At 72.6% G+C, this 19,789-nt stretch carries 21 protein-coding genes; 9 read left to right on the top strand and 12 right to left on the bottom strand.

Annotated elements, in window-relative coordinates; translation table 11 throughout:
- Nucleotides 1-241: 241 nt before the first annotated feature.
- The gene (locus E0F75_RS21915) at nucleotides 242-592 is read left to right on the top strand and encodes an ATP-binding protein (RefSeq protein ID WP_187624247.1); all 351 of its coding nucleotides are present in this window, start codon (nucleotides 242-244) and stop codon (nucleotides 590-592) included.
- Here E0F75_RS21915 and E0F75_RS21920 read toward each other — a convergent pair.
- Nucleotides 586-996 (bottom strand): STAS domain-containing protein, encoded by a 411-nt coding sequence (locus tag E0F75_RS21920; protein WP_187624248.1) that lies wholly within the window; start codon nucleotides 994-996, stop codon nucleotides 586-588. The two genes, E0F75_RS21915 and E0F75_RS21920, sit on opposite strands and share 7 nt — an antisense overlap.
- Before the next feature lie 134 nt (nucleotides 997-1,130).
- On the opposite strand from E0F75_RS21920, the gene E0F75_RS40740 reads away from it, so the two are divergent.
- Nucleotides 1,131-1,613: a helix-turn-helix transcriptional regulator gene (locus E0F75_RS40740; protein WP_374115420.1), complete on the top strand. Its 483-nt coding sequence runs from the start codon at nucleotides 1,131-1,133 to the stop codon at nucleotides 1,611-1,613.
- Nucleotides 1,614-1,683: 70 nt separating this feature from the next.
- Here E0F75_RS40740 and E0F75_RS21935 read toward each other — a convergent pair whose 3' ends face one another.
- The 4 genes from E0F75_RS21935 to E0F75_RS21950 form a co-directional block, all read right to left on the bottom strand.
- On the bottom strand, nucleotides 1,684-2,043 hold the full coding sequence (locus E0F75_RS21935; protein ID WP_187624249.1) for a hypothetical protein: 360 nt from the start codon (nucleotides 2,041-2,043) through the stop codon (nucleotides 1,684-1,686).
- A 289-nt stretch (nucleotides 2,044-2,332) separates the two neighbouring features.
- Nucleotides 2,333-2,809 carry a hypothetical protein gene (locus E0F75_RS21940; RefSeq protein WP_229312782.1) on the bottom strand — a complete coding sequence of 159 codons (477 nt, stop codon included), beginning with the start codon at nucleotides 2,807-2,809 and terminating at the stop codon, nucleotides 2,333-2,335.
- 14 nt (nucleotides 2,810-2,823) lie between these two features.
- Nucleotides 2,824-4,317 carry a HAMP domain-containing sensor histidine kinase gene (locus tag E0F75_RS21945; protein ID WP_187624382.1) on the bottom strand — a complete coding sequence of 498 codons (1,494 nt, stop codon included), beginning with the start codon at nucleotides 4,315-4,317 and terminating at the stop codon, nucleotides 2,824-2,826.
- Nucleotides 4,318-4,430: 113 nt separating this feature from the next.
- Nucleotides 4,431-5,153 (bottom strand): response regulator transcription factor, encoded by a 723-nt coding sequence (locus E0F75_RS21950; RefSeq protein ID WP_187624251.1) that lies wholly within the window; start codon nucleotides 5,151-5,153, stop codon nucleotides 4,431-4,433.
- Between the two features lie 161 nt (nucleotides 5,154-5,314).
- Here E0F75_RS21950 and E0F75_RS21955 point away from each other — a divergent pair, with 161 nt between their 5' ends.
- Genes E0F75_RS21955 through E0F75_RS21970 form a run of 4 tightly spaced genes read left to right on the top strand, consistent with a single transcriptional unit; the run spans nucleotide 5,315 to nucleotide 9,091 of the window.
- Complete coding sequence (locus E0F75_RS21955) at nucleotides 5,315-5,989, top strand: hypothetical protein (protein WP_187624383.1); 675 nt, start codon at nucleotides 5,315-5,317, stop codon at nucleotides 5,987-5,989.
- A complete protein-coding gene (locus tag E0F75_RS21960) occupies nucleotides 5,986-7,086 on the top strand; it encodes a peptidoglycan-binding protein (RefSeq protein ID WP_187624252.1) in 1,101 nt (366 codons plus the stop codon). The genes E0F75_RS21955 and E0F75_RS21960 overlap by 4 nt, the downstream gene beginning before the upstream one ends.
- Nucleotides 7,083-7,901 carry an ABC transporter ATP-binding protein gene (locus tag E0F75_RS21965; protein ID WP_229312783.1) on the top strand — a complete coding sequence of 273 codons (819 nt, stop codon included), beginning with the start codon at nucleotides 7,083-7,085 and terminating at the stop codon, nucleotides 7,899-7,901. Before E0F75_RS21960 ends, E0F75_RS21965 begins: the two co-directional genes overlap by 4 nt.
- Nucleotides 7,898-9,091 carry an ABC transporter permease gene (locus E0F75_RS21970; protein WP_187624253.1) on the top strand — a complete coding sequence of 398 codons (1,194 nt, stop codon included), beginning with the start codon at nucleotides 7,898-7,900 and terminating at the stop codon, nucleotides 9,089-9,091. The genes E0F75_RS21965 and E0F75_RS21970 overlap by 4 nt, the downstream gene beginning before the upstream one ends.
- On the opposite strand, the gene E0F75_RS21975 is transcribed toward E0F75_RS21970, so the two are convergent.
- The 7 genes from E0F75_RS21975 to E0F75_RS22005 all read right to left on the bottom strand — a co-directional run bounded on the left by E0F75_RS21975 (nucleotide 9,078) and on the right by E0F75_RS22005 (nucleotide 17,080).
- Nucleotides 9,078-9,455 carry a MazG-like family protein gene (locus E0F75_RS21975; RefSeq protein ID WP_187624254.1) on the bottom strand — a complete coding sequence of 126 codons (378 nt, stop codon included), beginning with the start codon at nucleotides 9,453-9,455 and terminating at the stop codon, nucleotides 9,078-9,080. The two genes, E0F75_RS21970 and E0F75_RS21975, sit on opposite strands and share 14 nt — an antisense overlap.
- Nucleotides 9,456-9,577: 122 nt before the next feature.
- A complete protein-coding gene (locus E0F75_RS21980) occupies nucleotides 9,578-11,017 on the bottom strand; it encodes a DEAD/DEAH box helicase (protein WP_187624255.1) in 1,440 nt (479 codons plus the stop codon).
- A 231-nt stretch (nucleotides 11,018-11,248) separates the two neighbouring features.
- Entirely contained in the window at nucleotides 11,249-11,452 is a 204-nt protein-coding gene (locus E0F75_RS21985) for a cold-shock protein (protein WP_030218719.1), read from the bottom strand.
- A gap of 212 nt (nucleotides 11,453-11,664) precedes the next feature.
- Nucleotides 11,665-12,435: a DUF817 domain-containing protein gene (locus E0F75_RS21990; protein WP_187624256.1), complete on the bottom strand. Its 771-nt coding sequence runs from the start codon at nucleotides 12,433-12,435 to the stop codon at nucleotides 11,665-11,667.
- 128 nt (nucleotides 12,436-12,563) lie between these two features.
- Nucleotides 12,564-14,009 carry a glyceraldehyde-3-phosphate dehydrogenase gene (locus E0F75_RS21995; protein WP_187624257.1) on the bottom strand — a complete coding sequence of 482 codons (1,446 nt, stop codon included), beginning with the start codon at nucleotides 14,007-14,009 and terminating at the stop codon, nucleotides 12,564-12,566.
- 143 nt (nucleotides 14,010-14,152) lie between these two features.
- Nucleotides 14,153-15,184, bottom strand: a complete 1,032-nt coding sequence (locus tag E0F75_RS22000; protein WP_187624258.1) for a serine hydrolase — start codon at nucleotides 15,182-15,184, stop codon at nucleotides 14,153-14,155.
- Between the two features lie 120 nt (nucleotides 15,185-15,304).
- Nucleotides 15,305-17,080, bottom strand: coding sequence for a VanW family protein (locus tag E0F75_RS22005; RefSeq protein WP_187624259.1), 1,776 nt, complete (start codon nucleotides 17,078-17,080; stop codon nucleotides 15,305-15,307).
- A gap of 217 nt (nucleotides 17,081-17,297) precedes the next feature.
- Here E0F75_RS22005 and E0F75_RS22010 point away from each other — a divergent pair, with 217 nt between their 5' ends.
- The 3 genes from E0F75_RS22010 to E0F75_RS22020 all read left to right on the top strand — a co-directional run bounded on the left by E0F75_RS22010 (nucleotide 17,298) and on the right by E0F75_RS22020 (nucleotide 19,645).
- Entirely contained in the window at nucleotides 17,298-18,059 is a 762-nt protein-coding gene (locus E0F75_RS22010; protein WP_187624260.1) for an IclR family transcriptional regulator, read from the top strand.
- Between the two features lie 45 nt (nucleotides 18,060-18,104).
- Nucleotides 18,105-18,437 carry a putative quinol monooxygenase gene (locus E0F75_RS22015; protein ID WP_187624261.1) on the top strand — a complete coding sequence of 111 codons (333 nt, stop codon included), beginning with the start codon at nucleotides 18,105-18,107 and terminating at the stop codon, nucleotides 18,435-18,437.
- Between the two features lie 173 nt (nucleotides 18,438-18,610).
- A complete protein-coding gene (locus tag E0F75_RS22020) occupies nucleotides 18,611-19,645 on the top strand; it encodes a LacI family DNA-binding transcriptional regulator (protein WP_187624262.1) in 1,035 nt (344 codons plus the stop codon).
- Nucleotides 19,646-19,789 lie beyond the last annotated feature (144 nt).

The following is a 19,789-nucleotide window of genomic DNA, read 5'->3' on the forward strand; positions in this document are numbered from 1 at the left end:
ATACAGGGGCATGCTGTGATATTCGGGGGCATGCGAACGGATCGTCGGGGCAGGGGCCTGCTGAACGCCCGAAGGGGATCGTCCCGGAGGGGGTGGGGACGGGGCTGGGGCGGACAGTGTGCGGGGGACGAGCGGAGACCGGGTAGGAAGAACAGTGGTCACACGGCATCGCACGGGACGTCCCACGCCGGGTGGGAAGCAGCCCCTCGTTCCGCATGACGCGGCCGAGGCGCGCGCCCGGGTGGCGGAAGCACTGCGGATGGCCGCGACGGGGACGGGCGGCCCGCCGTCCACCACCGCCGTCGGGGACGCGCTGCTCGTGACGTCCGAGCTGGTGACCAACGCGCTGCGTCATGGGGGAGGCCTCACGGGGTTCAGTGTGGAACTCGCCCCGGGCGCGGTGACGATCACCGTCGCGGACACGAGCGTCGAGCTGCCGCATCTCACGGACGGCCGAGGGGTGGAACGCGCCTCCGGCCCGGCGGAGGGCGGCTTCGGATGGCCCCTGGTCAGGCTGCTCGCCCTGGAGATCAGGCTGACCCTGCCGCCGGAGGGCGGCAAGACGATCGAGGTACGGCTGCCGCTTCATTGAGGCTGTCCCGTCTTCGGCGGCGCGAAGAGTCGTCCCGTGCCGGTCAGCTGAAGCAGGCGGGTCATCCGTGGGCTCACGGGGCCGAAGGTGAGGGGAGGGGGGCGGCGCTCGCCGTCGAGGCGAGGACGCGGGGCGGCCGATGCGGCTCGTGCGGTCAGGAAGGCACGCAGACCGGCGCAGTCGCAGAAGGTGACGGCCGTGAGGTCGAGCGTGACGCCCTCCGGGTGCGCGTCCAGCGCGGCGAGGAGGCTCCGTCGCAGGTGCGGGGCGGTGGCGCTGTCGATCTCGCCGCTGACGACGACGGTGCCGTCCGGCGTGACCTTCACGGTCATCTGCGCGTCCGGGCCGGTCGCGTCCGGCTCGATGTCGGTGTGACCGGCGGAGCGGTCTGGAAGGGGATGCATGGTGTGCTCCCATGGGCCAGCCAAACCTGGTCTTTCGTCCCTATAGTCCCCTTTCATTGCGTAATGCGTCAATAATCACATGAGATAAATTTCGGGTCTTGCGACTCGTGAGTAATCCGCCACATAATGGGCCCATGGGTGACAGTTCAGGCGATCGTCAGTCATGGACCTTCCTGACGAATCACGCCCGAGTGCTGGTGGTGATCGCCCGAGATCCCGGCGTGCGCCTGCGTGATGTCGCCGCCGCGTGCGGGGTGACCGAGCGAACGGTGCAGGCGATCGTCGCCGACCTGGAGGACGCCGGATACCTCACGCACGCCCGGGAGGGCCGGCGCAACCGCTACCGCCTGGCCCGGGGCAAGCGTTTCCGGCATCCGCTGGAGGGCGACTACGAGATCACCGGCCTCCTCGACCTGCTCAAGGCGGCCCCCGGCGACGGCCGCCCGGTGCCCCGCGTCGGGGTCGGCGACGCCGGCCCGTCGCCCCATCCCGGGAGCACCGACCCGGGCGCCGCGCCCCACCCCGTCGCCGTGCCCCACCCCGGGAGCACCGACCCGGGCGCCGTGCCCCACCCCGGGACGAGTGACGCCGCCCCTCTGCCGGGCGCCGACTCCTGAGGGCCCTCGTCCGAAGACTTCGGACGAGGGCCCTTCCGGATCCGGCGCCGTGCGGCCCTCCGTGGGGCGATCAGCAGCGGATGTAGCTCATGGAGATGCTGGTGATGCTCTGCCCGGAGGGCGCGGAGACGTTGACCGGTGAAGAGTCGCCCTTCGGGCCGGCCCAGTCGCTGTCCCGCCAGCCGCCCCCGGACATGTAGGCGCGGACGAAGGGGCAGCGGCCGTCCGACTTGGTGTCGTGCACGTTGCCGGAGATCCGTGTGTTGTAGTCGCACCACTTCCCGTTGGCGTAGCCCTCTCCGGAGGAGATGGAGAAGTTGACGGTGCAGTCGAGCGCGCCGGATCCGCCGGCGCTGGCCGACGGCGCGGTCACCGCGAGAGCGGCGGCGACCAGCGCACCGGCGGCGAGAACGCGCGATATGTGCTTCATGACGACACCTCCGTGGTTCCAGACGCCGCCGATCGGCGCCTGACGGAAGGTCAACGTAATGTCCGACATCTGCGGAATGGCCTGCTCCACGGCGAACTCCCCCCGTGGCCCCGCCGGATTGACGCGGAAGCACCTCGCACCCCCGTCACACCCCACACCGCAACCACGCAGCGTGCCGCCACTCACCCCGCACGGAGCGAGTCCGTCCACCGGTGCCGTCGGCCGGACCGCCGTTGGCTCGTTCGTTGCCGCGCCCCCGCGACCGCCTGCCCCGGCCGGGTTCCTCGTGCTAGCCGTTGAGGAACTCGGCGCACCGGTAGGGGCCGAGGGACGGGCCCTCCGGCTGGCGCAGCGTGACCTCCACGTCATCCGTCCTGACCTTCGGGTCGAGTACGGACTGGGCGCGGGCCAGTGTGCACACCAGCTGCCCCGTTCCCTGGTCGCGGCCCGTCCCCGCGTACGGGCTCTCCAGGCGCACCGTGACCTGGGAGCCCCGGCCCGTCACCGTGTAGCCGCCGAGCTCCACGAGGTTGGTGAGGCCGTCACGCTGTTCGGCGGGCGGCGGGCCGCTCGCGAGCAGCTTCACCACCGAGCCGAGGTTCTCGATCTCCCTGTCGAGCACGGGCACACCCCGCAGCCCGCTGTCCGACGCGTAGTACAGCCGGATCCCGCGCGTCGGCCCGGTCGCCGGCTCACCCGCCCCTATCACCCCCGTCGGCTGCACACCGCACCCCACCAGGACGGTCCCGAGGAGGGAGACCAGCACGCGTGCCCTTACCTTCACTCCGCGTCCTCTCCCGTACGCCGCAGGGGCAGCCACAGGGTGAACACCGCGCCACCCTCCGGTCCTTCGGCGACGATCGTGCCGCCGTGCAGCCGCGCGTTCTCCAGGGCGATCGCCGTCCCGAGGCCGCTGCCCTGGCCGCCGGTGTCGGCCGCGCTCCGCGTACGGGCCGCGTCCGCCTTGTAGAAGCGGTCGAAGACCCGCTCCCGGGCCTCCGGGGGCAGCCCCGGGCCGTGGTCGGCGACCTCCACCGTCACCCACTCCTCGCCCGCGTCGGCGCGCGTGCCCGGCGGCGTGCTCGTCGCCCCCGTCGTCCTCGGCGTCGTGCTCGTGCTCGTGCCGAGGGTCACGATGACCGGCGGCGCTCCGTGCCGCAGCGCGTTGCCCACCAGGTTCGCCACGATCACATCGACGCGCCGCCGGTCGACCACCGCCCGTACGCCTTCGTCGAGATGGACCTCCACCCGGTCGGTCCACCCGCGCAGCGCCAGGGACGCCCGTACCGTGTCGGCGAGATCGGTCTCGGCCGCGTTGAGCCGGATCGCGTTCGCGTCGAAACGGGAGATCTCCATCAGGTCCTCGACGAGCCGCGAGAGCCGCGCCGTCTCCGCGCCCACCGTGCGCGCCGCCCGCGCCGCGTCCGGCGGCAGCTGGTCGGCGTCCTCCTCCAGGACGGTCGCGACCATCGTCATCGCCGCCAGCGGCGTGCGCAGCTCGTGCGACACGTCCGCGACGAAGCGGCGCGCCTTCGCCTCCTGCTCGCGCAGCCGCGCGTCCGAGGCCTGCAGGGCGTCCGCCGTCTCGTTGAACGTCCGTGCCAGATCGGCGAGTTCGTCGTGCCCCTTGACCGCGACCCGGCTCCCGAGGTCGCCCTCCGCGAGCTCACGTGTGGCCCGCCCCAGCTTCCGTACGGGACGCAGGACCGTTCCGGCGGCGAGCAGCGCCAGGATCGCGGCCAGCACGACCACCGGCAGGATGCCGGCCCGTACGGAGTCCAACAGGGCGGCGGTGTCGTCGCGTTCGGCGCGGAGATCGGTGATCGCGAAGACCTCGAGGCCGGAGAAACGGCGGTCCCCGTCCGCGTACGTCACGGGCATGCCGACCACGAGGTACGGCTCGTCCCGCCACATCACCCGCTGGAACCGGGTCCCGTCCCCGGCCCGTACGGCGCTCCGCAGCTCGACGGTGATCCGGCCCTCCGTGTCGGCGAGCGGGTCGGACACCGCGACGAGGTCCTGGTAGCGGGCGACGACGATCCGGGCGCCGAGGCCGTCCGAGACCTTCGCCGCGAACCGGGCCAGCGACCGCTGGTCGGGCGGCAGGTCGAAGTCGGCCGCCACCGCGGTGACGCGCGTCCGTACGTCGTTCACCGCGGCGTCCTGGGTACGCCGGAGGACGGCGGTCCGCGCGTCCCGGTAGGCGAGCGCGGTCGCGGTCACCGCGCTGATGAGCGCGACGACGACGAAGGTCACGACGAGCCGGGTCCGCAGCCCGCCGACGAGCCGCCGGGAGCGTCGCTTCGGGGAGCCTCCGACGGGGTGGGCACCACCCGCACCACCCGCACCGCCCGCACCGCCCGCACCACCCGTACCTCCGGTCCCGCTCACAGCGGCCCGAAGCGGTAGCCGAAGCCCCGCACGGTCTGGACGTACCGAGGCTTCGCCGGTACGTCCTCCAGCTTCGCCCGCAGGCGGCCGACCGCCGCGTCCACCAGCCGGGAGTCACCGAGGAAGGAGTGGTCCCAGACCGAGGCGAGGAGCTGCTCGCGGCTGAAGACCCGGCCGGGTGAGGCGGACAGTTCGAGGAGCAGCCGCAGCTCGGTGGGCGGCAACGGGATCAGCACGCCGTGCTTGGTGACGGTGAGACCGGCGCGGTCGATCGCCAGGCCGGCGAACTCGGCGCCGGCCGAGGTCTGAGCGCCCGCCGGTCCCGCCAGCCCCGCAGGCCCCGACGGCTCCACGCGGCGCAGCGCGGCCCGGATGCGGGCCTCCAGGACGGGTGCGGTGACCGGCTTGACCACGTAGTCGTCGGCACCGGCCTCCAGACCCGTCACGATGTCGTGGTCGTCCCCGCGCGCGGTCAGCATGATGACCGGAAGCGTGGTCGTACGGGCGCGGATGCGGCGGCACACCTCGAACCCGTCCATCCCCGGCAGCATCAGGTCGAGGACGGCCAGCTCGATCTTCGCGCCGGCCGGTGCGTCGAGCAGCGCGAGCGCCTCCTCGCCGGTGGCCGCCGTGTCGACGTCGTACCCGTGCCGGCGCAGCACGAGCTCCATTCCGTCCCGTACGGACGCGTCGTCCTCGATGAGCAGTACATGCGGCATGCCGTCGATTATGGGTGCCGCGCGGGCCCGTCCAGTGCCCCGGCAGGGGCTCGATGCGCAGGTCGGGGGCATTGTTACGTTCTCATCATGTCGCCATGGAATCGCCATCACGTGGCGTGACGAGGGTGGTGGCCATGACCCCGAAGACAAGCTCCCGAGTCATGGCCCGTGCCCTTCCCGGTGACCTCCGCCGTGCCGTCCCCGGCGTGACCGCCCGGCTGTGCCTGACCGCCCTCGCCGTGCTCCCCGTCCTCGCCTTCTCCGCGGCGTGCGGCAGCGGCGACGACAGCGCCGGCGGCGGCAAGAAGAACGACGAGATCGCCTCGCTGCCGGAGACCGCCACCGCCTCGCCGTCCGCGCGGACCGACACCACCCCGAGCACCCGGCCCGCCGGGAAGAGCGCCTTCTACGACGCCCAGATGGACTACGTCCGCTGCATGCGCGTCAAGGGCGGGTACAAGGACTTCCCCGACCCCAAGCTCAGCGGGCATCTCGACTGGGGGAAGGTCGAGGAGATCTCCTCCCGGCCCGGCCAGATGGAGGCCGCCAAGGGCGGCAGGAACGGCGTCTGCGTCGACGAACTCCAGAAGGTCATGCTGGCCGAGCCCAAGCGGGACCAGCAGAAGGACTACGAGTCGATGCTGGCGCACGCCAAGTGCATGCGGGACAACGGCGTCTCCCGGTTCACCAATCCGACGATGAGCGGCGGCAACGCCCAGCCGGGGGGCGACCCCAACCCGGCGTCCCCGGTCATCGACAGCGGCTCACCGGCGTACAAGCAGGCCCGCGAGGCGTGCAAGACGAAGCTGCTCGACGGTCTGGACGGCATGCAGTGAAGCGCCGTACCGCCCTCCGCACGCTCGGCGCGGCGGCGGTCGCCGCCGCCGTCGCCGGGGGAGTCGTCCTCCTGGGGGACTTCGGACTCCTCGACGAGGGCGCGGGCGGCTCCGGAGCCGCCGGAAAGGGCGGCGATCTGCCGCCCGCCACCGCGACCGTCGTACGAACCGACCTCGTCCGGTCCAAGACCGTCGACGGCAGGCTCGACTTCGCGCAGCGCCGCCCCGTCAGGTCCGCCGTCGACGGCACCATCACGGTCGCCGCCACCGAGGGCAGGACGCTGACCCGGGGGCAGGCCCTGTACGAGCTCAACGACAAGCCCGTCACCCTCCTCTACGGTCCCGTCCCGATGTTCCGCGAGATGAAGACCGGCGACCGGGGCAGCGACGTACTCCAACTGGAGCGCAACCTGCGCGACCTGGGGTACGGAGCCGGGGTCTACGTCGACACCCGCTACGACGAGGACACCGAGACAGCGGTCAAGCAGTGGCAGAAGTCCCTGAACCGCGAGCCCACCGGAAAGGTCGGCAGAGGAGACGTCGTCTTCCAGCCCGGCCAGGTCAAGGTGGTCTCCGTCGACGCCGCGCTCGCCGACCAGGTCGGCCCCGGCGAGGCCGTCCTGACCATCGCCTCCACCAAACCCGTCGTCAGGGCCCACCTGGACCAGACCGACGGCGCGCTCACCGCCGCCGGCACCAAGGTCGAGGTCACACTGCCCAGCGGGAAGACCGTGGCCGGGCGGGTCGCCGGCACCGTACGCCCCGAGGAGACCGGTTCCGGGGACGGTGCCGTGTCGCAGGAGGGCATCGTCGTCGAGGTCGTCCTCGACGACGGGGCGCGTGCGGCGTCCGGCGAGGACGCCAAGGCGTCGGCCGCCGTGAAGTTCGTCAGCGAGGCCCGCAGAGGAGTCCTCGTGGTGCCCGTCGAGGCGGTCCTCGCCCTGCGCGGTGAGAACGGCGGTTACGGCCTCCAGATCGTCCAGGGCACCACCACGAGGACGATACGGGTGGAGACGGGCATGACCGCCGACGGGCAGATCGAGGTCAGCGGCCCGGACGTGAAGGAAGGCCTGAAGGTCGGAATGGCGGCCTCATGACCCCGGACCGCACCAGGACCGCCGCAGCCCGCGCCGAGGATGCCCGGGCCCGTACCAGGCCCGCCCCGGCCCCCGCCGGGAAACCCGCGGCACCCGCCCCCGTCGTGGAACTGCGGGACGCCACCAAGTCGTACCCCGGGGGTGTCCACGCCCTGCGCGGCGTGAACCTCACCGTCGGCGCAGGTGAACTGCTCGCCGTCGTCGGCCCCTCCGGGTCCGGCAAGTCCACGATGCTCCACGTCATGGGCACCCTCGACAAGCCCACCAGTGGCACCGTCCGGATCGCCGGCCACGACGTGTCCGCACTCTCCGACAACCGCCTCTCCGCACTCCGCGCCCGCCACATCGGCTTCGTGTTCCAGCACTTCCACCTCGCGGCGGGACGTGACGCCGTCGACAACGTCGCCGACGGGCTGCTGTACGCGGGCGTGCCGCTGCGGGAACGCCGGGCGCGGGCGCGGGCGGCGCTGGACCGGGTACGCCTCGGTCACCGCCACTCCCACACGCCGAACGAGCTGTCCGGCGGCGAGAAGCAGCGCGTGGCCATCGCCCGCGCGCTGGTGGGGGAGCCCCGGCTGCTGCTCGCGGACGAGCCCACCGGCGCCCTCGACACCGCCTCGGGGGAGATCGTCATGGAGCTGCTGCACGAGCTGAACGCCGCGGGCACCACGATCTGCGTCATCACCCACGACAACGAGATCGCGGACTCGCTGCCGCGCCGGGTCCGCTTCAAGGACGGCGAGATCGTCTCGGACGAGCACGGTGTCCTTTCGGACGAGCACCGTGTCCTTCCCGGAGAAGGAGCCGCGCCGTGAAAGGCACCCTCAAGCCCTCGCGTCTGTCCGCCGGCGACGTCCTCCGGGTCGGCTCGGTCGGTCTCCGCGCGCGCCGCGCGCGCGTGGTGCTGTCGGCGCTCGGCATCGCCATCGGCATCGCGACCATGGTCGCGGTCGTCGGCCTCTCCGAGTCCAGCCGGGCGGACCTGATGGCCCGGCTCGACCGGCTCGGCACCAACCTCCTGACCGCCGAGGCGGGCAAGGACGCCCTGGGCAAGGAGATCAAACTCCCCAAGAACGCGGTCGCGATGGTCGAGCGCATCGGCCCCGTCCGGCACGCCACCGGAACAGGCGATGTCGACGCCCGGATCCGCCGCAGCGATCTGGTCCCCGAGGAGCGCACCGCCGGCGTCACCACCCAGGCGGTCCGCACCGACCTCCTGGCCGCGCTCGGCGGCGAGGTCGACAAGGGCGCCTGGCTGGACCCGGCCGGCGAACGGCTCCCGGTCACGGTCCTCGGAGCGGTGGCCGCCGACCGGCTCGGCATCACCCGCACCGGCGAGACGATCATGATGAACGACACCCGAGTGGTCGTCGTCGGCATCCTGAAGCCGCTCGAACTGGTCCCGAACCTCGACCGGGTGGCGATGGTCGGATTCCCCGCCGCCGAGCGTCACTTCGGCTTCGACGGTCACCCGACCACGATCTTCGAGCGCTCCACGGACGCCTCGGTGGAGGACGTACGGGCGATCCTGGCCCGCACGATCAGCCCCGGCGGCGAGGCGGGCGTCAAGGTCTCCCGTCCCTCCGACGCGCTCGCCGCCAAGGCGGCCACCGACAAGGGCCTGACGACCCTGATGCTGGGCCTGGGCGCGGTGGCGCTCCTGGTCGGCGGTGTCGGCGTCGCCAACACCATGGTCATCTCCGTCCTGGAGCGCCGTCAGGAGATCGGCCTGCGCCGCTCCCTGGGCGCGACCCGCAACGCGATCCGGCTGCAGTTCCTCACCGAGTCACTGCTGTTGTCCGCCCTGGGCGGGGCGACGGGCGCGCTGCTCGGGGCGGCGGCGACGTACGGCTTCGCTCGGGTCCAGGACTGGACGGCGGTCGTCCCGCCCTGGTCCCTCGCGGGGGGCCTCGCCGCCACCCTCCTGATCGGGGTGATCGCCGGCCTCTACCCGGCGATCCGCGCCTCGCGCCTCCACCCGACGGTGGCGCTCAACGCGACGTGACCACGGGGTCGCCGTCGTGCGGGTGCGGGTCCGTACGCGGCAGGAACCTGGCCGACTTCCGGGCGAGTACGGAGGCGAAGAACTCGGGTGCGTCGTCGGGGCGCATCCGGGCGAGGGCGACCATGCCGGTGATCACGGCGTCGACCACCTCCTCCTGCACCTGCTCCCAGTCGTGGCTGCGGCCCTTGCGCGGGTTCGCCGCCCGGACCCCGATGACGGCCTGCGCGGCCTCGCCCACCTCCTCCGCGAGCTTGAGCACCTGCAGCGTCCACTGCTCCTCCGCCGCGAGCCCCCGCTCGGCGTCGAACTCCGAGAACAGCGCGGCGAGCGAACGGATCGTGTCCCACGGGTCGTTGTCCCTCACGGGGTCTCCTCTGGTGTGCGGGAGGCGGCGCACCGGGCGGCCGTCGCTGTCGCGGCCGCCGGGGTGGTGTCACCCGGACGGTAGCCGCCCCACCGCGGGGCCCGCAGGCCCCGAGGGACGGCCTACTTGCCGCGGCGGATGCGGGCCGCCTGCCTCGCCTCGGCCGTCTTGCGGGCGTCGGCGGCCTTGCGGGACTCGTTCTTGGCACGGCCCGGTCGGCCGGGGACGGTGCCCATGCCGCGGAAGGCCGCCCCGCCGCGCTTGGTGCCCTCCTGGCTGGGCGCGGCGCCGTCGACGGGCACGCCCGAGGGGGTACGGGCGCCGGTGATGCGGCTCAGCGCGGCCTCGCCCGAGCGGACCTGGGTGACGCTGGGGCGGATGCCCGCGTCCGCCATCAGACGGGCCACCTCGCGCCGCTCGTCGGTGGTGACCAGGGTGACGACGACCCCGGACTCGCCGGCGCGCGCGGTGCGTCCGCCGCGGTGCAGATAGTCCTTGTGGTCGGCGGGCGGGTCGACGTTGACGACGAGGTCGAGCTCGTCGACGTGGATGCCGCGCGCCGCCACGTTGGTGGCGACGAGGACCGGGACCTCGCCGGACCTGAAGCGGTCCAGGGTGCGGGTCCGCAGCGGCTGGGACTTGCCGCCGTGCAGCGCGGCGGCGCGCACGCCGCTGCCGAGGAGGTGCTTGGTGAAGCGGTCGACGGCCGCCTTGGTCGCCAGGAACATGATGACCCGCCCGTCGCGGGCGGCGATCTCCGTGGCGGTGGCGAACTTGTCGGCGCCGTGCACGTGGAGCACGTGGTGGTCCATCGTGGAGACGGTCGCCGCCGACGGGTCGACGGAGTGGACGACCGGGTCCGAGAGGTACCGCTCGACCAGGAGGTCGACGTTGCGGTCGAGCGTGGCGGAGAACAGCAACCGCTGGCCTCCTGCGGGCACCAGGTCGAGGAGCTCGGTGACCTGCGGCATGAAGCCCATGTCGGCCATCTGGTCGGCCTCGTCGAGGACGGTCGCGCCCACCCGGTCCAGTCGGCAGTCCTTGCGCTCGACGAGGTCCATGAGCCGGCCCGGCGTGGCGATCAGGACTTCGGCCCCGTCGCGCAGCGCCGTGGCCTGCCGGCCGATCGACATGCCGCCGACGACGGTGGCCAGGCGCAGCTTGAGGGCCCGGGCGAACGGGTCGAGGGCGTCCGTGACCTGCTGGGCCAGTTCGCGCGTGGGCACGAGGACGAGCGCGAGCGGCTTACGGGCATCGGCGCGCCGGCCGGCGATACGGACCAGCAGGGGCAGGCCGAAGGCGAGGGTCTTGCCGGATCCGGTGCGCCCGCGCCCCAGGACGTCACGGCCCGCGAGGGCGTCGGGCAGGGTCGCGGACTGGATCGGGAACGGCGTGTCGACGCCGAGCCCGGTGAGGACGTCGTGGACCTCGGCCGGCAGATCGAGCTCGGCGAAGGTGGCGGCGGGCGGCAGGGACGGGGTGCCGGCGGGCAGTGCCGCCCATTCGTCCTTGGCGGGGGCGCCGCGTCGGTCCGTACGGGGTGCGCTGTTCGCGTTGTTCATGGGTCCTCCTCGAAACGGTGCGCTTCGAGGAATTCGCGAGGGGCCGCGGGCCCGATGAATTACTGGAACGTACCGAATGCCACGGGCGTGCGGATCCGGCCACGCCGAGGGGATGAAATCGGCGACCGGCCGGTGAAAAGCCCGGGAATATATGAAAAAGCCTGGAAAATGCGACGAGCCGGAGCCCTCACCACACGGGTGAGGACACCGGCTGCGTCGGACGTGTCAACGTCAGGCGGGGAGGATGTTCTCCGCCTGGGGGCCCTTCTGGCCCTGCGTGACGTCGAAGGTCACCTTCTGGCCTTCCTGGAGCTCACGGAAGCCAGAGGTGGCGATGTTGGAGTAGTGGGCGAAGACGTCCGGGCCGCCACCCTCCTGCTCGATGAAGCCGAAGCCCTTTTCAGCGTTGAACCACTTCACGGTGCCGTTAGCCATGTCAAATCTCCTTCGGGGCGTAGCCCAGGGGTCCGCACTGTGCGGAACCCGGAGTCGCCGTGATGATTGCCCCGTCCGGAAAACTGCACCGAAAACACAGAAAGTGCCTGACGATGTCGAATCGTCAAAGGCACTTGTAAGTTTCTTTGGGAACCACGACTGCAACTGCTGTCGACTGTACCACGTCCCCTGCGCCCGTGCGAGGAATTGCCTCAATTCTCGTGTCGCGCCGAACGGGAAGACATCGCGAGGACGAACGTGACCGTCATCAGCAGCGCCCATGCCCCGAACTTGGCGAGGGACACCGGCTGCCAGCCGTCCAGCTGGTCCGGATAGCTCCAGGCGCCGACGTACGTGGCCGCGTTCTCCGCGACCCAGAGGAAGAAACCGATCAGGACGAACGACAGGGCCAGTGGCATCCGGTGGTCCCGGTCGCCCACCCGGAACCGCACCCAGGTCCCCGCCGTCGCCACGAGAAGCAGTGCCGCCAGGGCCCAGCGGGCGTCGGGCAGCCAGTGGTGGCTGAAGAAGTTCACGTACACGGCGGCGGCGAGCGCGGCCGTCGCGCGCGGCCGGTAGCCCGTCAGCCGCAGGTCGAACAGGCGCCGGGCCCGGCAGACGTAACTGCCGAGCGCCGCGTACAGGAATCCGCCGTACAGCGGCACCCCGCCGACCTTCGTCAGCGCCTCCTCCGGATAACTCCACGAGCCCATCCGTACCTTGACCAACTCGAAGAGCAGGCCGGTGGCGTGGCAGGCGGCGATCACCGCGATGTCCCGCCCGGTGTCCCACCCGACCTTCCAGGCCACGACGGTGAGGCCGATCCCGTACAGCAACAGCAGGTCGTAGCGGGCGACCGGCAGCTCGGGCAGCAGGGACGAGACGGCGATCCCCCCGACGAGCGCGACCGCGAAGGCGCAGCACCGCGCCTCCAGTACCGCGAACCGCAGGAGCTGGCGTATCCCGTGCGTGAACGTGTCCATGCGGGGAGGGACGCCGGGCGGCGGCGGTCGGTTCGCGCGGCGTGGCTGGAAGGGGGACGGCAGACGGCGGCGCGCCGCACCTCCCGGAGGAAGTGCGGCGCGCCGCCGTGCCGGTGGGCGGGTGGGGATCAGACCGCCGGGGCCGGGAAGGTCGGGTACTCCACGCCGGAGACGTGCTGGACGACCCGGATGACCTGGCACGAGTAGCCGAACTCGTTGTCGTACCACAGGTAGAGGATCGCGTTGTCGCCGTCGACCTTGGTCGCGCCGGCGTCGACGATCGACGCGTGGCGCGAGCCCACGAAGTCCATCGAGACCGCGTCGGGGGCCGTGGTGAAGTCGATCTGACGCTTCAGCGGCGAGTGCAGCGAGACGTCGCGGAGGTACTCGAGGACCTCGTCGCGGGTGGTCTCGCGGCCCAGGCGCAGGCTCAGGATGGCGATCGAGACGTCCGGGACGGGGACGCGGATCGAGCTGCCCGTGATCGGGGCCTTGAGCTCCGGCAGCGCCTTCGCGACGGCCGACGCGGCACCGGTCTCGGTGATCACCATGTTGAGCGGCGCGGAACGGCCGCGGCGGTCCGCCTTGTGGTAGTTGTCCAGGAGGTTCTGGTCGTTCGTGAACGAGTGGACCGTCTCCACGTGACCGCGCAGCACGCCGTACTCGTCGTCCATCGCCTTCAGCGGCGGCACGATCGCGTTGGTGGTGCAGGAGGCGCAGGAGAGGATCTGCTCGTCCGGCTTGATCGTGTCGTGGTTGACGCCGTGCACGATGTTCGGCACGTCACCCTTGCCGGGCGCGGTCAGGACGACCTTGTCGATGCCGGGGCGCAGGTGCTTCGACAGGCCCTCGCGGTCGCGCCACTTGCCGGTGTTGTCGATGAGGATGGCGTTCTCGATGCCGTACGCCGTGTAGTCGACCTCGGAGGGGTCGTTGGCGTAGATCACCTTGATGGTGTTGCCGTTGGCGACGATGGTGCTGTTCGCCTCGTCGACGGTGATCGTGCCCTGGAACTGGCCGTGGATCGAGTCGCGGCGCAGCAGCGACGCACGCTTCACCAGGTCCTGCTCGCCACCGCCGCGGACGACGATCGCGCGCAGGCGCAGACCGTTGCCCGAGCCGGCCTTCTCGATGAGGAGGCGGGCGACGAGGCGGCCGATGCGGCCGAAGCCGTAGAGGACGACGTCGCGTCCGTCGCGGCGCTCGATCTTGTTCTCACCGGTGGCGCCGGCGACGGCCTCGGCGGTGAACTCCTCCACCGTGAGACCGCGGTTGTCGGTCTTGTACTCGGCGGCCAGCATGCCGATGTCGATCTGGGACGGGCCGAGATCGAGGGTGGTGAGCGTCTGGAGGAACGGAAGCGTCTCGGTGACCGACAGCTCCTCGCCGGCGATCTGGCGGGCGAACCGGTGGGTCTTGAGGATGCTGACCACCGACTTGTTCACCAGGGAGCGGCTGTGGACCAGGACGGTGATGTCCTGCTCCCGGTGCAGCTTCCCGATGATCGGGATCATCGACTCCGCGATCTCCTCGCGGTTCTTCCAGCTGGTGAACGAGTCGTCATTGACAGTCACAAGTTTATCTTTCGAGCTAGGCGGCGCTCATATGGTAACCCCCGGTCTGTTTGCTCCATCAGAGGGGTGTCGAAGCTCACGACCTGCTCGGTGACGGCGCGGCCGGACGCGTGGTCGGACGCGTGGCGAGGCGCGTGGCGCGGTCACGGGAAGGCGAGGGCCCGGAACACCTCCCTGACGCGGGCCAGGGGACCGGGGTCCCGGGTCAGGTGGAGGCGATTGGTGAGGAGGGCCGCCCAGCGGTCCCGGGTCGGCGAGACCCACATGCCCGTGCCGGTGAAGCCGAAGTGGGACCAGACGCCGGCCGCGGGTTCCGTGCCCGGCGCCGGGTGCCAGAACAGGCCGCGAGGTGGTTCGAGGTCGCCGGTGTGCACGCGGAGCGAGCCGGCCGTCCACTCGGCGGAGAAGGTGTCGGGCACCGGGGCGAGGAGGTGGCGGAGGAACCGTCCGACGTCGCCGGTGGTCGTGAAGACCCCCGCGATCCCGCAGGCGCCGCCGAGCAGCCTGGCCGAGAAGTCGTGGACGGTGCCCTTGAGGTGCCGGCCGCTCTCCTCGTCGTACTCGGTGGGCGCGCACCGCTCCCTGAGTGCGGCGGGCAGCGGACCGTACCGGGTCTCCGCCATCCCGAGCGGCGTCCAGATCCGCTCCTCGGCGAGCCGGGGGAGCGGACGGCGGGTGAGGTGCTCGGCGAGGTAGCCGAGGATCAGGGCCGCCCGGTCGGTGTACGCGACGGCCTCCCCGGGCCGGTGCCGGAGCCGTTCGGCGAGGACGCCGTCCCGCACGTCCTGCGGATCGGAGCCGTAGAGGTGCCGGAGGTTGGCACGGAGCGGCATGCCGGCGGTGTGGGTGAGGAGGTGATGTGCCGTCACATCGGCGAGCGGCCGCGCCGCCGCCTCGGGCCAGTAACTGCCCAGCGGGGCCGTCAGGTCGAGCTTCCCGGCGTCGACGAGGGTCCCGATCACGGCCCAGACGGCCAGGATCTTGGTGAGGCTCGCCACGTCGAACAGCGTGTCGTGGCGCATCGGTTCATCCGGCCGCGCCGGGTCGAGCAGACCGACGGCCCCCGCCGACAGGGTCGTACGGGCGTCGCCCACGGCCCACGCCATGCCGGGGCAGACGCCCGCGCGCACGGCGTCAGAGAGGAGCCGCTCGAAGGGGTCGCTGCGCTGCGCCAAGGCGGGCCTCCGGACGGTTGAGGGCGGCCCTGGCCTGGTGGGCCGTGCTCCGGAGTCATGCCCCGGACGTACGGGAAGACACCCTTCCGGCCGTCCGTCTCCCCACCGGCCGTACGCCGGTCACCTGGCGTCCGTCTCCTTGTCGGGCTCGTCGACCGGCTTGCAGGTGACCTCGTCGCGCGGGGTGTAGTGGGTCTTGAAGGTCTCCCGCTTGACCTCGGCGCCGTCGTTCTTGAAGACCCGGTCGACCGAGATGTCGAAACCCTCCAGCGGCGGCTGCGGCACACAGGCCTTGCCGGTGCCCTCGGCCTTCTTCGGCTCCGTGAGGTTGGTGCGCTCCCCGGCGACCGCCTCCACGGAGTCGTACTTCTTCGTCCCGAGGAAGCTCACGGTGACGGACGAGTCCGTCGCGCCCGCCTTGATGTAGATCGGCTTCCCGGAGTCGTTGCGGAACTTCAGGTCGAGCTGCCCCCAGGCGACGGTCGCCTCACGGCCCGCCGGGTAGCGCTCGATGTAGAAGGAGTGGGCGCCGTACTCGACGGGCTTCACCCCGGCGAAGAACATGGCGTTGAACATGGTGGTGGCCATCGCCGACACACCGCCGCCGGGCGCCGAGCGGTACTGGCCGTCCAGGATCATCGTGCCGTCCACGAAGCCGTTGTCCGGGGTGCGCTCGCCGACCGTCTTGTTGAAGCTCCACACCTCGCCCGGCTGCACGATCGAACCGTTGATGAGCTCGGCGGCCCGGCCGATGTTCGTCGTCCGGTACGGAGCGGCCGGGAAGTTCACCGTGTACGTCGACATCTGCTCGGTGATCCCGAGACGCGCCAGGGAGCCGGACGTCAGCTCGGGCTGCGTGACCGTCGTGGCCACGTCGGCGGTACGCGCGGCGGCTCCCGACCGGGTCAGCAGCGGGCGCACCGCGTCGCCGAGGGCCTTCGCGGTCACCTCGTGCCCCGGCCTGCCCTCCGACTCGACGACGACCCTGCCGTCCCGCACGCCGAGGGTCGCCTCGACGGGCGCGCCCGTCAGGGAGGAGATCGGGTCCGCCACGTCCGGGTCGCGCAGCAGCGCCTCGGCGTCGAGGGCGGCGGTCAGCCGGCCGTTCTCGTTCTTCACGGTGAGGTGGTCGCCGAGTGTCGCGGCGGAGATCCGCAGCCGGTCCGCGCCCGCCGTGAGCGTCACGGGTCCCGAGACGGCGGGCTTCGCGTACGTGTCGAGGAAGCGGGTCACCTCGGCCGCGGCCAGCTTCGGCTCGGTCACGGCGACGGGGAGCGTGACGGGCGAGGCGCCGGTGGCGGCGGGGTAGGCGGCGCGCAGGGTCTCGACGGCCTTGCCCGTGTCCAGCTTCTGGCCGGCGACGGGACGGGTCGCGACGGCCTTGCCCTCGCGGAAGGCCACAGACCCCTCGCGCACCGTGCGGTCGTTCTTCTTGGCGAGCTCGGCCACGGCGGCGTTCGCCTTGCCCGCGTCGTACGCGAGGACCGGCTGGATCTCCCGGTCGCCGGACGAGAAGAGCCGCCCGATGACGGTGAACGGGTCGCGGGAGGGATCGGCCGCCAGCTCGGCGGTCTTCGCCAGGTCCACGGTGAGGCCGGCGGTCGCCGGTGTCACGGTCGAGGCGCTGCCGCCGACCCGCACGGGTATCGGCGCGCTCCACGCGACCGGTGCCTCGGCCGCCAGCTTCGCCTCGGCGTCGGTGCGGCTCATGCCGCCGATGTCGACGCCGCCGACGCGGGTGCCGGCGGATATGTCGTCGCCGGTGGCGACGAGCCCCGCCACGTACAGCCCGCCCGCGGCGACGGCGACCACGCCTGTCGCGATCGCCGCCGTCCGGAGACGCGGACGGCGCCCCTCGCGGGGCGTCGGGGCATGGTGGGTCGTGGAGCGGGGCACGCGCTCTCCCGTGGCGTCGAGGATCAGGGGAACACTCGACGGTACGCCGAAAGAGTGTCTTATGCACATAAGGGGGGTTTGACCTGCGGGGATACGGAGAGGAGCGGAGGCGGTACGGAGAGTCGGCGCGGAGAGCCCCCGGGGGGGGCGGGCACGGAGCGTCCCGCGCCGGGGCGCCCGGCAGCCGCACCCCGCCCCGCCCGCCTAAGCTGGACCGATGCCTGCCCCGCCCCCGAGCCCCGGGCCCCAGTCCGTCGACCGGGCCCTCGCCGTCCTCGACGCCGTCGCCGACGCCGACCGGCCCGTCGGGGCGAAGGCGCTGGCCAGGCACCTAGGCTGCGCCCTCTCGACCGTCTACCACCTCACCGGGCCCCTGCTCGCGCGCGGCTACCTCGTCCGCACCGCCGAGGGGTACGCCCCCGGGCCCCGCGTCCCGGCCCTGCACCGCTCTCACCAGCGGCACCACGGGCTCGGCGCCGGCACCGGCGAGCTCCTCGGCCGGCTGCGGCGGGCCACGGGCGCGGAGGCGTACCACACCGCCTACCGCGACGGCCTGATCACCGTCGTCGACACCACCGCCCCGGTCACCGACGCCGCCCACCCCTTCGCGCCGGGCCCCGAACAGCGCGCCCACGCGACCGCCCACGGCAAGGCCCTGCTCGCCGCGCTGCCGCGCCCGCTGCGCCGCCGCTATCTCGCGGAGCACGGGATGGCCCGATTCACCGAGCGGACGATCACCAGCGCCGAGCGCTTCGAGGCCGAGGTCGACCGGGTGCGCGGGCAGGGCATCGCCGTGTCCGTGGGCGAGGCGGACCTCGCGTACACCTGTCTCGCCGTGGCGCTGCCCGAGCGCGGCGACGGCATCGTGCACGCCCTGTCCGTCTCCCTGTCGACCGCCGACTTCGGGCGGCGCCAGGGCGAGATCCGGGCGGCGCTCACCCGCGCCGTACCGGAGTTTCCGGCCCTGCCGGAATCCTGACCGGACCGACTGGCCGCGCCGGCCGGGGCGCCGCAGGCTTGTCGCATGATCTTCATCGCCGTTCGTTTCACCGCCCGCCCCGACCACGCCGACCGCTGGCTCGACCTGGTCGCCGACTTCACCCGCGCCACCCGCGCGGAGCCCGGCAACCTCTTCTTCGACTGGTCCCGCAGCGTCGACGACCCGAACGTCTTCGTCCTCCTGGAGGCCTTCGCGGACGCCGCGGCGGGCGCGGCCCACGTCGCCTCCCCGCACTTCACGGCCGGTCTGGAGGCCATGGCCGGAGCCATCGCCACCACCCCCGAGATCATCAACGTCGAGGTCCCGCAGCAGGGCTGGGGCGCCATGGCGGAGCTTGCCCCGACCGGCGGCGCCTGAGCGTCCCCCGACCGCCGCCCGAGCGCTTCCCGGAGCGGCCGGCCGAGCCGTTCCCGGCGGCCCGGGGCGGCGTGCCCCGAGCCCGTCCGCGGCGGCCCCGGGACGGCCCCGCCCCGCCTGATAGGTTCGCGTGCACACGCAGGCGGGGCGGCGGCCCGAGGGGAGAAGCGCACATGGCGGTGAGCGGGCGGCAGACCGGCAGGCCCACCCTTGAGGAGGTCGCGGCCAGGGCCGGAGTCGGCCGCGGCACCGTCTCCCGGGTCATCAACGGCTCCCCCCGGGTGAGCGAACAGGCCAAGGCCGCCGTCGAGCGGGCCGTCGCCGAGCTCGGCTACGTACCCAACCGGGCCGCCCGCGCCCTGGCGGGCAGCCGGACCGACGCCGTCGCGCTCGTCATCCCCGAGACCGAGGCCCGGCTCTTCGCGGAGCCGTACTTCCTCGACATCATCCGCGGCGTCAGCAGCGAACTCGCCGACGCCGACAAGCAGTTGCTGCTCACCCTGGTCCGCAGCGAGCAGGAGCGGCAGCGTTTCGAGCAGTACCTCGCCGCCCAGCGCGTCGACGGCGTCCTCCTCGTCTCCGTGCACGCCTCCGACCCCCTGCCCGACCAGGTCCGCGCCCTCGGCCTGCCCGCCGTCCTCAACGGCCGTCGCACCGAGGACGAGCGCGTCGCCTTCGTCGACTCCGACAACACCGGCGCCGGCCGGACCGCCGCCGCCCATCTCGCCTCGCGCGGCCGCCGCGCCGTCGCCACGATCACCGGACCGCTCGACATGTACGTGGCCCGCTGCCGTCTCGACGGCTACCGGGAGGGCCTGGCGGAGGCCGGACTCGCCGCCGACGACGGGCTCGTCGCCACCGGCGACTTCACCGAGGAGGGCGGGCGGCGCGCCATGCGTCAACTCCTGGACCGCAGGCCGGACCTGGACGCCGTGTTCGCCGCCTCCGACGTCATGGCCGCGGGCGCGCGCGGCGTCCTGCGCGAGGCCGGCCGCCGGGTCCCCGAGGACGTGGCGCTCGTCGGCGTCGACGACTCGGCCGTCGCCCGGCACATGGACCCGCCGCTCACGAGCGTCCGGCAGCCCATCGAGGAGATGGGCCGCACCATGGCCCGGCTGCTGCTCCAGGAGATCGCCGAGCCCAGCGAGCCGGACGAGCAGCCCCGCCGGATTCTCCCGACGGAACTCGTGGTCCGCGCCTCCTCCTGACGCGGAGTCCCTCCGGCCGCCCGCCTCCTCCTCACGCCGGGCCACCCCGCTCCCGTCCGCGCTCCGGTCCCCACGTGCTCGGCTCCGAGATGCAGGTGCCCCGGGCGCCCCGGAGAATGGACACCGTACGGGGTCCATCCGCGA

The sequence above is a fragment of the Streptomyces sp. CB02980 genome (assembly GCF_014451325.2).
Classification (GTDB): Bacteria; Actinomycetota; Actinomycetes; order Streptomycetales; family Streptomycetaceae; genus Streptomyces.

Excerpts from the sequence above, each read along its gene's own strand:
- E0F75_RS21920 (WP_187624248.1), bottom strand. The coding sequence starts at position 996 with ATGCATCCCCTTCCAGACCGCTCCGCCGGTCACACCGACATCGAGCCG.
- E0F75_RS40740 (WP_374115420.1), top strand. The coding sequence starts at position 1,131 with ATGGGTGACAGTTCAGGCGATCGTCAGTCATGGACCTTCCTGACGAAT.
- E0F75_RS21935 (WP_187624249.1), bottom strand. The coding sequence starts at position 2,043 with ATGAAGCACATATCGCGCGTTCTCGCCGCCGGTGCGCTGGTCGCCGCC.
- E0F75_RS21950 (WP_187624251.1), bottom strand. The coding sequence starts at position 5,153 with ATGCCGCATGTACTGCTCATCGAGGACGACGCGTCCGTACGGGACGGA.
- E0F75_RS21955 (WP_187624383.1), top strand. The coding sequence starts at position 5,315 with ATGGCCCGTGCCCTTCCCGGTGACCTCCGCCGTGCCGTCCCCGGCGTG.
- E0F75_RS21965 (WP_229312783.1), top strand. The coding sequence starts at position 7,083 with ATGACCCCGGACCGCACCAGGACCGCCGCAGCCCGCGCCGAGGATGCC.
- E0F75_RS21980 (WP_187624255.1), bottom strand. The coding sequence starts at position 11,017 with ATGAACAACGCGAACAGCGCACCCCGTACGGACCGACGCGGCGCCCCC.
- E0F75_RS21985 (WP_030218719.1), bottom strand. The coding sequence starts at position 11,452 with ATGGCTAACGGCACCGTGAAGTGGTTCAACGCTGAAAAGGGCTTCGGC.
- E0F75_RS21990 (WP_187624256.1), bottom strand. The coding sequence starts at position 12,435 with ATGGACACGTTCACGCACGGGATACGCCAGCTCCTGCGGTTCGCGGTA.
- E0F75_RS22010 (WP_187624260.1), top strand. The coding sequence starts at position 17,298 with ATGCCTGCCCCGCCCCCGAGCCCCGGGCCCCAGTCCGTCGACCGGGCC.
- E0F75_RS22015 (WP_187624261.1), top strand. The coding sequence starts at position 18,105 with ATGATCTTCATCGCCGTTCGTTTCACCGCCCGCCCCGACCACGCCGAC.
- E0F75_RS22020 (WP_187624262.1), top strand. The coding sequence starts at position 18,611 with ATGGCGGTGAGCGGGCGGCAGACCGGCAGGCCCACCCTTGAGGAGGTC.